The following is an 11,334-nucleotide window of genomic DNA, read 5'->3' on the forward strand; positions in this document are numbered from 1 at the left end:
ATTCCCCCTGTGGGAGCGAGCCTGCTCGCGATGGCGCCAGTCTGGACACACGAAAATCGGATCAGAAAAAGCTCAGACCCACATGAAACAGCTTCTCCACATCGCGAATATGTTTTTTATCCACAAGAAACAGAATCACATGGTCGCCCGCTTCGATCACCGTGTGGTCGTGGGCGATGATCACTTTCTCGTTGCGGATCACCGCGCCGATGGTGGTGCCCGGTGGCAGGCCGATCTTTTCGATTGGCTTGCCGATCACCTTGCTGGATTTCGCATCACCGTGGGCAATCGCTTCGATCGCTTCCGCCGCGCCCCGTCGCAGTGAGTGCACGCTGACGATATCGCCGCGGCGCACGTGGGCGAGCAAGGTGCCGATGGTCGCCAGTTGCGGGCTGATGGCGATGTCGATGTCGCCGCCCTGGATCAGGTCGACATAAGCCGGGTTGTTGATGATCGTCATGACCTTCTTCGCCCCCAGCCGTTTGGCCAGTAGCGAGGACATGATGTTGGCTTCATCGTCATTGGTCAGGGCGAGGAAGATATCGGCGTCGGCGATGTTCTCCTCCAGCAGCAGATCGCGGTCCGAGGCACTGCCCTGCAAGACCACGGTGCTGTCGAGAGTGTCGGAGAGGTAGCGGCAGCGCGCCGGGCTCATCTCGATGATCTTCACCTGATAGCGGCTTTCGATGGCCTCGGCCAGGCGCTCGCCGATCTGCCCGCCACCGGCGATGACGATGCGTTTGTAGGTCTCGTCGAGACGGCGCATTTCGCTCATCACCGCGCGGATGTCCTCACGGGCGGCGATGAAGAACACTTCGTCATCGGCTTCGATCACCGTGTCGCCCTGAGGCAGGATCGGCCGGTCACGGCGGAAGATCGCCGCCACGCGGGTTTCGACGTTCGGCATGTGTTCGCGCAACTGGCGCAGTTGCTGACCCACCAGCGGCCCGCCGTAATAGGCGCGTACCGCCACCAGTTGCGCCGCGCCTTCGGCGAAGTCGATCACCTGCAAGGCGCCGGGATGCTGGATCAGGCGCTTGATGTAATTGGTCACCACTTGCTCGGGGCTGATCAGCACGTCGACCGGAATCGCTTCGTTCTGGAACAGCTGTTCCTCGCGGTTGAGGTACGACGCTTCGCGCACCCGGGCGATCTTGGTCGGCGTGTGGAACAGCGTGTGCGCGACCTGGCAGGCGACCATGTTGGTCTCGTCGCTGTTGGTCACCGCGACCAGCATGTCGGCGTCGTCGGCACCGGCCTGACGCAGCACCGACGGCAGCGAGCCGCGGCCCTGCACGGTGCGGATGTCGAGGCGGTCGCCGAGGTCGCGCAGGCGCTCGCCGTCGGTGTCGACCACGGTGATGTCGTTGGCCTCGCTGGCCAGATGTTCGGCCAGCGAACCGCCGACCTGTCCCGCACCGAGGATGATGATTTTCATCCAGTCACTCCATGAATCCGTTTTAGCCGCGCGCGGCAGCGATCTTGATCAGCTTGGCGTAGTAGAAACCGTCATGCCCGCCCTGCTGGGCCAGCAGTTGGCGACCATGGGGCTGCTTGATTCCGGCCGCCGTGGCCAGATCCAGTTCGCGGGCACCGGGGGTGCGCTCGAGGAACGCGGCAATCACTTCGGTATTCTCGGTCGGCAGTGTCGAGCAGGTGGCGTAGACCAGGATGCCGCCGACCTCGAGGGTTTTCCACATCGCATCGAGCAGCTCGCCTTGCAGTTGCGCGAGGGCGACGATGTCGTCGGGCTGGCGGGTCAGCTTGATGTCCGGATGGCGGCGGATCACCCCGGTGGCCGAGCACGGCGCATCGAGGAGGATGCGCTGGAACGGTTTGCCGTCCCACCACTTCGCCGTATCGCGGCCGTCGGCGGCGATCAGTTCAGCGTTCAAGCCGAGGCGTTCGAGGTTTTCCTTAACGCGCACCAGCCGTTTGGCTTCCAGATCCACGGCCACCACGCCGGCCAGCGCCGGTTCGGCTTCGAGGATATGGCAGGTCTTGCCGCCCGGGGCGCAGCAGGCGTCGAGCACCCGTTGGCCGGGCGCCAGATCGAGCAGATCGGCGGCCAGTTGCGCGGCTTCATCCTGCACGCTGATCCAGCCTTCGGCGAAACCCGGGAGGCTGCGTACATCGGCGGCGGCTTCGAGGACGATGCCGTCGCGGCTGTACACGCAAGGTGTCGCGGCGATCCCGGCTTCCCCCAGCAGCGCGAGATAAGCGTCGCGATTGTGATGACGGCGGTTGACCCGCAGGATCATCGGCGGATGCGCGTTGTTCGCTGCACAGATCGCTTCCCATTGTTCCGGCCAGAAGGCTTTCAGGGATTTTTGCAGCCAGCGCGGGTGAGCGGTGCGCACTACGGGGTCGCGTTCGAGCTCGGCGAAAATCGTCTCGCTTTCGCGCTGGGCATTTCGCAGCACGGCGTTGAGCAGACCTTTGGCCCAAGGCTTTTTCAGCTTGTCGGCGCAACCGACGGTTTCGCCGATGGCGGCGTGGGCCGGCACGCGGGTGTAGAGCAATTGATACAGACCTACCAACAGCAGCGCCTCGACATCGGCGTCGGCGGCTTTGAACGGTTTCTGCAGCAGTTTTTCCGCCAGCGCTGAAAGACGCGGCTGCCAGCGTGCGGTGCCGAAGGCCAGATCCTGAGTGAAACCGCGATCGCGATCCTCGACCTTGTCCAGTTGCGTCGGCAGTGAGCTGTTCAACGAAGCCTTGCCGCTGAGCACGGCAGCGAGGGCCTTGGCGGCGGCCAGACGCGGGTTCATTGCGCGTCCACCGCTGCGCCGAGCACGCTGCCGACGGCGAACTTCTCGCGGCGGCTGTTGAACAGATCGCTGAAGTTCAGGGCTTTGCCGCCGGGCAGTTGCAGGCGGGTCAGGCATAGCGCTTGGGCACCGCAGGCGACGATCAGGCCGTCCTTGCTGGCGCTGAGGATTTCGCCCGGAGCGCCAGTGCCTTCGGCCACTGTCGCGGCCAGCACTTTCAACGCTTCGCCATTGAGCGTGCTGTGGGTGATCGGCCACGGGTTGAAGGCGCGTACCAGGCGTTCAAGCTCAAGCGCCGGACGGCTCCAGTCGATGCGCGCTTCGTCTTTGTTCAGTTTGTGCGCGTAGGTGGCGAGCTCATCGTTCTGCACCTCGCCTTCAAGCGTGCCGGCAGCCAGACCGGCAATCGCCTGGACCACGGCGGGCGGACCCATCTCGGCGAGGCGATCATGCAGGCTGCCGCCGGTATCTTCGGCGCTGATCGGAGTGACGACCTTGAGCAGCATCGGCCCGGTATCGAGGCCGGCTTCCATGCGCATCACGGTTACGCCACTTTCGGCATCGCCGTGTTCGACGGCGCGCTGGATCGGCGCCGCACCGCGCCAGCGCGGCAGCAGCGACGCATGGCTGTTGATGCAGCCCAGGCGCGGAATATCCAGCACCGCTTGCGGCAGGATCAGACCGTAGGCGACCACCACCATCAAGTCCGGCTTGAGCGCGGCCAGTTCAGCCTGGGCGTCGGCATTGCGCAAGGTTGGCGGCTGCAACACCTGGATATTATTTTCCAGCGCGAGTTGTTTGACCGGGCTCGGCATGAGTTTTTGCCCACGGCCGGCCGGGCGATCCGGCTGGGTGTAGACCGCGACGATCTCGTACGGGCTGCTCAGCAGGGCCTTGAGGTGTTCGGCGGCAAATTCCGGGGTACCGGCAAAAACAATGCGCAGTGGCTCAGTCATGAAAGGCGTCTCATAAAAAGAAAAAGGCTTGCCGCAGCAAGCCTTTGAAGAGGGGCATCAAGCGTTCTGGCGGTGCAGCTTTTCCAGCTTCTTCTTGATCCGGTCGCGTTTGAGCGTGGACAGGTAATCGACGAACAATTTGCCGTTGAGGTGGTCGCATTCGTGCTGGATGCACACCGCGAGCAGGCCTTCGGCGATCAGCTCATAGGGCTTGCCGTCGCGGTCCAGCGCCTTGATTTTGACCTTCTGCGGGCGGTCGACGTTTTCGTAGAAGCCCGGTACCGAGAGGCAGCCTTCCTGGTACTGGTCCATGTCGTCGGTCAACGGTTCGAACTCGGGGTTGATGAACACCCGTGGCTCGGTTCGGTCTTCGGACAGGTCCATCACGACGATACGTTTGTGCACGTTGACCTGGGTCGCGGCGAGGCCGATGCCCGGCGCTTCATACATTGTTTCAAACATGTCGTCGACCAACTGACGCACTTCGTCGTCCACTACGGCCACTGGTTTGGCGATAGTGCGCAGACGTGGGTCCGGAAATTCGAGGATGTTTAAAATGGCCATAGGCTTCGATTGCTGCACACGTTGAGTAAAGTCGGGTCGATGGCCTGGCGGGTCCGAAGATGCAGGCTACCGTTGTGAAGCGTAGCTTCTGAAAAACAGAAGCGAGCCACGGGGGCTCTGACGATTCACGCGAATGCACATGATAAAGGGATTCACTGCATGAGGAAAACACTACTCGCCCTGCTGCTTCTGGCTTCGGCCGGCGCCGCTCAAGGGCAAGTGCAACTCAGGGATGGTTTTCCACAGCAATACACGGTGGTTTCGGGAGACACCCTCTGGGACATTTCCGGCAAATACCTGCGCGAGCCCTGGCAATGGCCACAACTGTGGCGCGCCAACCCGGGGATCGAAAACCCCAACCTGATCTATCCCGGCGACACGCTGACCCTCAGCTACGTCGACGGCCAGCCGCAACTGACCGTCAATCGTGGCGAGTCGCGCGGCACCATCAAGCTCTCGCCACGAATTCGTACCAGTCCGGTGGCCGAGGCGATTCCGAGCATTCCGCTGAAATCGATCAACAGCTTTCTGCTGAGCAACCGCATCGTCGACAAGGCCGAAGACTTCGAGAAGGCGCCGTACATCGTCGCCGGCGATGCCGAGCGGGTGCTCAGTGGCACCGGTGACCGCATCTTCGCACGCGGCGATTTCGATCCGGAGCAGCCGGTGTACGGCATCTTCCGCCAGGGCAAGGTCTACACCGACCCGCAAACCAAGGAGTTTCTCGGCATCAACGCCGACGATATCGGTGGCGGCGAGATTGTTGCCACCGAAGGCGACGTCGCCACCCTCGCCCTGCAGCGCACCACCCAGGAAGTGCGCCTCGGTGACCGCCTGTTCGGCGGTGAAGAACGCTCGATCAATTCGACTTTCATGCCCAGCGCGCCGAAGCGTTCGATCGACGGTCTGATCATCGATGTGCCCCGCGGTGTCACGCAGATCGGCGCGATGGACGTGGTCACCCTGAACAAGGGCAAACGCGACGGACTGGCCGAAGGCAACGTACTGGCTGTGATGAAAACCGGTGAAACGGTGCGTGACCGGATCACCGGCCAGCCGCTGAAGATTCCCGATGAACGCGCCGGCCTGCTGATGGTATTCCGCACCTACGACAAACTCAGTTACGGCCTGGTGCTCAACGCTTCACGTTCGCTGGCGGTGCTCGACAAGGTGCGAAATCCGTAAGCTTGCTTAACAAGTTACCAACAGAGTTATCCACAGCTTGTTCCGAATGGTTCGGAGCATAGAACGATCAAGGATGATCCATTCATGTTGTCTGTCAGTACGGCCATTTCCCCGGCGGAACTGGAGGCGCGTCTGCGCCTGCACCGCATGCCGGATATCGGCCCCAAGCGTTTTGCCAAACTGCTCGAAGCCTTCGGCTCGGCGTCGAAAGCCATCAGTGCGCCGGCCAGTGCCTGGCGCTCGCTGGGGTTGCCGGCGGCCTGTGCCGAGGCACGGCGTTGTCCGACGGTGCGCGACGGCGCCAGCCATGCAATGCGCTGGCTAGAGCGTCCCGACCAGCATTTGCTGATGTGGGATCAAGCGGATTACCCAGCGTTGCTGGCGCAAATTCCCGATCCACCGCCGCTGTTGTTCGTCGCCGGCGATCCGTCGATTCTGGAGAAGCCGCAGCTGGCGATGGTCGGCAGCCGCCGCGCTTCGCGTCCGGGCATGGACACGGCGGCTGCGTTTTCCCGCAGTCTGGCCGGGGCCGGTTTTGTCATCACCAGTGGGCTGGCGCTGGGCATCGATGCTGCTGCGCATCAGGCGGCATTGGACGTTGGCGGGCTCACCGTGGGCGTGCTCGGCACCGGGCTGGAAAATTTTTATCCACAACGCAATAAACGCCTGGCTGAGGCGATGATTGCCTCGGGCAGCGCGGTGCTTTCGGAGTTCCCGTTGGACGCCGGGCCAACCGCGAGCAACTTTCCACGGCGCAACCGCATCATCAGCGGTTTGTCCCTCGGTGTGCTGGTGGTCGAGGCCAGCGTAGCCAGCGGCTCATTGATCACCGCGCGACTGGCGGCTGAGCAAGGGCGTGAGGTGTATGCGATTCCGGGCTCGATCCATCATCCCGGTGCGCGTGGTTGTCACCAGTTGATTCGCGACGGCGCGGTGCTCGTGGAAACCATCGAACACATCCTCGAAGCCCTGCGTGGCTGGCAGCAGCCGCTGTTATCCACAGCGCCAACCCAGGCCGACCATCCGTTGCTTGCGCTGCTTCACGCGGCGCCGCACACCAGCGAAGCCTTGGCCGCGAGCTGTGGCTGGGCGCTGTCCAAAGTGCTGGCGACGCTGACCGAGCTTGAGATCGACGGCCGGGCGGTATGCGAAAACGGTCGCTGGCTGGCACGGTCGAGCTAGGTTTTACGGGGAAGATCGGTAAACTGCGCGAAACCTGTTTGTGGAGAGTTTTTCATGGTCAACAGTTGGCGTGTGCAACAAGCCGCGCGTGAAGTTCGCGCCGGCGCGGTGATTGCCTATCCAACCGAAGCCGTCTGGGGGCTGGGTTGCGACCCGTGGAATGAAGACGCAGTGGATCGCTTGCTGGCGATCAAGAATCGCTCGGTCAGCAAAGGGCTGATCCTGGTCGCCGACAATATCCGCCAGTTCGATTTCCTGTTCGAAGACTTTCCGCAGGACTGGATCGACCGCATGGCCAGCACCTGGCCAGGGCCGAACACCTGGCTGGTACCCCATCAGAACCTGTTGCCGGAATGGGTGACAGGTGTGCATGACACCGTGGCGCTGCGGGTCAGTGACCACCCGCAAGTGCGCGATTTGTGCTCGCTGGTCGGGCCGCTGATCTCGACATCGGCCAATCCCCAGGGGCGACCGCCAGCGCGCACGCGCTTGCGCGTCGAGCAGTATTTCCGTGGGCAGGTCGACCTGGTGCTGGGCGGCAGCCTTGGCGGACGCAAGAATCCCAGCGTGATCCGCGATCTGGCCAGCGGTAACGTCATTCGTCCTGACTGACGCCATTCTTTTATATTTTTTGCGCACTCCTCGGCGGTATGGACGAGGAGTTCTGCGCATGCCTGCAATTTAGTCCTGCATCTGTTTAACACTTATCCGTCGCCATTGTTCTTTCCTGCGTCAGATGAATCTCTGAGTCTGAAATAGCCGTAAATTTTCCCACGGGATTATCAGAACGCGTGCAGTGGCGAGATTTCCAAAAGCATCCATTCTTTCAATGTGCTTGAAACAACTTCGAAATGTTAATGGCTGCGGAGAAGTAATGGATATTACGGATTTACACCTCAAGGATTATCTGCAGGGCTTTCAGGAGACACTCAAGAATCAACAGGCTGATTACCGTGTGGCCATTCTTGAGGCCGGGTCGGATGCCGGGGAATTTGAACGCTTCATCAATCGGCAGTTTCGCCTGCGATTGCAGCATTACATGCTGACCTCCAGAGCCCGGGCACTGGAGACCCGCTTGGCGATCACCTCACGCAGCACGCACTTTTTGCTGTACCAGCGAGATCAACTCATTGCAGTGCTGCGGGCAACCCCGGCGCCGTTCGAATGGGCCTCACTGGCGCAGCATCATGTTTCTCCTACCGTGGCATTGGCCCGGCACGTCGAGTTCAGTCGCCTGATCACCCATTCTCAACAGCACCGCCCAGTGTCGATCAATGGCCTGCTCGCCACCGCCGCGCAATGGGCGATCGATCGTGGCTATCAGGGGGTGACGGCCCTGTGCAGAACGCCGCAGCGGCAACTGTTTCAGCGATTCGGCCTGAGTCCGATCGCTTCGCACGCGATGCATATCGAACAACGGGCCCGGGGCGATTATTGGCTGTTGTCCGCCGAGTGGCGACAGATATTGATGGCTCTGGATCAGCCTGTGAACATGAACGCGCATCAGCCGGAGTATCGTGATGAATATAACCGTCAGTATTGATCCGCCAGTGATCGAAGAGTGGGCGGAGAAATGGCTTGTATATGAATCGAAGAAGTTGCGCAGGAAGTTTGCCGGTCGTAGGCCGGCGGCGAAGAAACTTCACCGGAAGATGTATTTGATATAGCTGGAAGATAATCGGCGAACTCATGGAAGAGTTCGCCGATTATCAACTTACGGCAACAGGATCGTGGAGCCGGTGGTGCGCCGTGCCGACAATTCGGTTTGTGCCTTCGCCGCATCCGCCAATGCATGGCGCTGGCTGATGTCGACCTTCAGCTTGCCGCTGATGATCATCTCGAACAGCTCGTCGGCCATGCGCTGCAGGTTCTCGGCGCTGTTGGCGTAGGTCGCCAGCGTAGGCCGGGTGACGTACAGCGAGCCCTTCGCGGCAAGAATGCCCAGATTGACGCCGTCGACCGCGCCCGAAGCATTGCCAAAACTCACCAGCAGGCCACGTGGCGCCACGCTGTCCAGGGATGTGAGCCAGGTGTCCTTGCCGACGCCGTCATACACCACCGGGACTTTCTTGCCGTCAGTCAGGGCCAGCACGCGCTCGGCAACGTTCTCGTGGCTGTAATCGATGGTGGCCCAGGCGCCGTTGGCCTTGGCCAGTTCGGCTTTTTCCTTCGAACTGACGGTACCGATCAGCTTCACGCCGAGCGCCTTGGCCCACTGGCAGGCCAGCGAGCCGACGCCGCCCGCCGCGGCGTGAAACAAAATGGTTTCGCCGCCCTGCAGTTCGTAGGTCTGGCGTAGCAGGTACTGCACGGTCAGACCTTTGAGCATGACCCCGGCGGCGGTTTCAAAACTGATTTCATCGGGCAGGTGCACGAGATTGTCCTGCGGTAGCACATGCACCTGGCTGTAGGCGCCGAGCGGGCCGCTGCCGTATGCCACGCGATCGCCGACTTTGAACCGGGTGACGTCGCTGCCCACTGCCTCGACGGTGCCGGCGCCTTCCGAACCCAGGCCAGACGGCAATGCCGGTGGCGGATAAAGACCGCTGCGGTAATAGGTGTCGATGAAATTCAGGCCGATCGCCTGGTTGGCCACGCGCACCTGATTCGGGCCGGGCGCAGCGGGTTCGTAGTCAACATACTCGAGCACTTCGGGACCGCCGTGGGCGCGGAACTGGATACGCTTTGCCATCTGCCTGCTCTCCTTGGGTCTTCGGTAAGCCCTCTATCCAACTCCGCTGGTTGATCTTCGTCAACTGCGGCGCGCCGGTCTGCGATGGTATGCTGTGCGCCCATTTGCGCCGCCCGCCTGCCGGGGCGCCGCCCGATTCAAGGTGAAGCCATGACGACCCGCACCGACGCCGTAAAGGCCTATCTGCTCGATCTGCAAGACCGCATCTGCGCTGCGCTGGAAACCGAAGACGGCGGAAAATGCTTCGTCGAAGACGCCTGGACCCGGCCGGCGGGCGGTGGCGGGCGTACCCGTGTGCTGGAAAACGGCACGCTGATCGAAAAGGGCGGCGTCAATTTCTCCCACGTGTTTGGCAGCGGCTTGCCACCCTCGGCCAGCGCCCATCGGCCGGAATTGGCCGGGCGTGGTTTCGAGGCGCTCGGTGTGTCGCTGGTGATCCACCCGCACAACCCGCATGTGCCGACCTCCCACGCCAACGTGCGCTTTTTCATCGCTGAAAAAGAAGGCGAAGAAGCGGTCTGGTGGTTCGGCGGCGGTTTCGACCTGACCCCGTATTACGGCGTTGAGGAAGATTGCATTCATTGGCACCGCGTCGCCGAGCAAGCCTGTGCACCGTTCGGTGCGGACGTCTATCCGCGTTACAAGGCCTGGTGCGACACCTACTTTCACATCAAGCACCGGCACGAGCCGCGCGGCATTGGCGGATTGTTCTTCGATGATCTGAACGAGTGGGATTTCGACACCAGTTTTGCGTTCATGCGGGCTATCGGCGACGCCTACATCGAGGCGTACCTGCCGATTGTGCAACGGCGCAAGAACGACGCGTTCACCGCTCAGCAGCGCGAATTCCAGGAATTCCGCCGTGGCCGTTACGTCGAATTCAACCTGGTTTACGACCGTGGCACCCTGTTCGGCCTGCAATCTGGCGGGCGTACCGAATCGATTCTGATGTCGCTGCCGCCGCAAGTGCGCTGGGGTTATGACTGGAAGGCTGAACCGGGCAGCGCAGAAGCACGCCTGACCGAGTACTTCCTGCAGGATCGCGACTGGCTGGCCGAGGCCTGAGGACGGGTGATGGATCGTTACGTCGTTTTCGGTAACCCGATCGGCCACAGCAAGTCGCCGATGATTCACCAGCTGTTCGCCGAGCAGACCGGTCAGCGCCTCGACTACAGCACGCTGCTGGCGCCGCTCGACGATTTTGCTGGCTGCGCCACCGCGTTCTTTCGAGAGGGGCGCGGCGCCAACGTAACGGTGCCGTTCAAGGAAGACGCTTACCGTCTGGCCAACAACCTGACCGCACGCGCGCAGCGCGCCGGTGCGGTGAACACCTTGAGCAAACTGGACGACGGCTCGCTGCTCGGCGACAACACCGACGGTGCCGGGCTGGTCCGCGATCTGACGGTGAACGCCGGGTTCAGCCTGACGGGTAAACGTATCCTTTTGCTTGGCGCCGGTGGCGCGGTGCGGGGTGCGCTGGAGCCGTTGCTGGCGGAGAAACCGGCCTCGGTGATCATCGCCAATCGCACGGTGGACAAGGCTGAGCTGCTCGCCGAGTTGTTCTGCGACTTGGGACCAGTGTCGGCCAGTGGTTTCGACTGGCTGCGCGAGCCAGTGGACGCGATCATCAACGCCACCTCCGCCAGCCTGACCGGCGACGTGCCGCCGATCGCGCCAAGCCTGATCGAGCCGGGCCAGACCCTGTGCTACGACATGATGTACGGCAAGGAACCGACCGCGTTCTGCCGCTGGGCCACTGAGCACGGCGCGGCGCTGGCGATGGATGGTCTGGGCATGCTCGCCGAACAGGCGGCCGAGGCGTTCTGGCTGTGGCGCGGTGTGCGCCCGGATACCGCGCCGGTACTCGCCGAGCTGCGCCGCCAGTTGGCGCAATAATATCCTGTAAGAGTGAGCCTGCTCGCGATTGCGGTGTGTCAGGCACAAAGTTTCAACTGACACACCGCAATCGCGAGCAGGCTCACTC

Annotated in this window: 11 protein-coding genes; 6 read left to right on the forward strand and 5 right to left on the reverse strand. The window is 62.1% G+C overall.

The features are described 5' to 3' along the window. Positions 1-61: 61 nt before the first annotated feature. Genes trkA through def form a run of 4 tightly spaced genes read right to left on the reverse strand, consistent with a single transcriptional unit; the run spans position 62 to position 4,291 of the window. Positions 62-1,438 (reverse strand): Trk system potassium transporter TrkA, encoded by a 1,377-nt coding sequence (gene trkA / locus DCO47_RS22235; protein ID WP_042608251.1) that lies wholly within the window; start codon positions 1,436-1,438, stop codon positions 62-64. A 22-nt stretch (positions 1,439-1,460) separates the two neighbouring features. Continuing rightward, positions 1,461-2,771 (reverse strand): 16S rRNA (cytosine(967)-C(5))-methyltransferase RsmB, encoded by a 1,311-nt coding sequence (gene rsmB, locus DCO47_RS22240; RefSeq protein ID WP_116658935.1) that lies wholly within the window; start codon positions 2,769-2,771, stop codon positions 1,461-1,463. Beyond that, the gene (fmt, locus tag DCO47_RS22245; protein WP_042608253.1) at positions 2,768-3,727 is read right to left on the reverse strand and encodes a methionyl-tRNA formyltransferase; all 960 of its coding nucleotides are present in this window, start codon (positions 3,725-3,727) and stop codon (positions 2,768-2,770) included. Before fmt ends, rsmB begins: the two co-directional genes overlap by 4 nt. Before the next feature lie 57 nt (positions 3,728-3,784). Further along, positions 3,785-4,291, reverse strand: coding sequence for a peptide deformylase (gene def / locus DCO47_RS22250; RefSeq protein ID WP_042608254.1), 507 nt, complete (start codon positions 4,289-4,291; stop codon positions 3,785-3,787). 159 nt (positions 4,292-4,450) lie between these two features. Between def and DCO47_RS22255 the strand changes: the two genes are divergently transcribed. The 4 genes from DCO47_RS22255 to DCO47_RS22270 all read left to right on the forward strand — a co-directional run bounded on the left by DCO47_RS22255 (position 4,451) and on the right by DCO47_RS22270 (position 8,201). Then, positions 4,451-5,476 carry a LysM peptidoglycan-binding domain-containing protein gene (locus DCO47_RS22255; protein ID WP_116658936.1) on the forward strand — a complete coding sequence of 342 codons (1,026 nt, stop codon included), beginning with the start codon at positions 4,451-4,453 and terminating at the stop codon, positions 5,474-5,476. 84 nt (positions 5,477-5,560) lie between these two features. Continuing rightward, a complete protein-coding gene (gene dprA, locus DCO47_RS22260; RefSeq protein WP_083353889.1) occupies positions 5,561-6,658 on the forward strand; it encodes a DNA-processing protein DprA in 1,098 nt (365 codons plus the stop codon). Positions 6,659-6,712: 54 nt separating this feature from the next. Beyond that, entirely contained in the window at positions 6,713-7,270 is a 558-nt protein-coding gene (locus DCO47_RS22265) for an L-threonylcarbamoyladenylate synthase (protein ID WP_042608257.1), read from the forward strand. A gap of 217 nt (positions 7,271-7,487) precedes the next feature. Further along, positions 7,488-8,201 (forward strand): hypothetical protein, encoded by a 714-nt coding sequence (locus DCO47_RS22270; RefSeq protein WP_252875358.1) that lies wholly within the window; start codon positions 7,488-7,490, stop codon positions 8,199-8,201. Between the two features lie 171 nt (positions 8,202-8,372). Here DCO47_RS22270 and DCO47_RS22275 read toward each other — a convergent pair whose 3' ends face one another. After that, positions 8,373-9,350, reverse strand: a complete 978-nt coding sequence (locus tag DCO47_RS22275; protein WP_065616436.1) for a quinone oxidoreductase — start codon at positions 9,348-9,350, stop codon at positions 8,373-8,375. Positions 9,351-9,500: 150 nt separating this feature from the next. On the opposite strand from DCO47_RS22275, the gene hemF reads away from it, so the two are divergent. Both hemF and aroE read left to right on the forward strand, forming a co-directional pair. Then, positions 9,501-10,415, forward strand: a complete 915-nt coding sequence (hemF, locus tag DCO47_RS22280) for an oxygen-dependent coproporphyrinogen oxidase (protein ID WP_042608260.1) — start codon at positions 9,501-9,503, stop codon at positions 10,413-10,415. A gap of 9 nt (positions 10,416-10,424) precedes the next feature. Beyond that, entirely contained in the window at positions 10,425-11,246 is an 822-nt protein-coding gene (gene aroE, locus DCO47_RS22285) for a shikimate dehydrogenase (protein WP_116658938.1), read from the forward strand. Positions 11,247-11,334 lie beyond the last annotated feature (88 nt).

Origin of the sequence: Pseudomonas sp. NDM (genome assembly GCF_003105095.1) — a bacterium.
Lineage (GTDB): Bacteria > Pseudomonadota > Gammaproteobacteria > Pseudomonadales > Pseudomonadaceae > Aquipseudomonas > Aquipseudomonas moraviensis_A.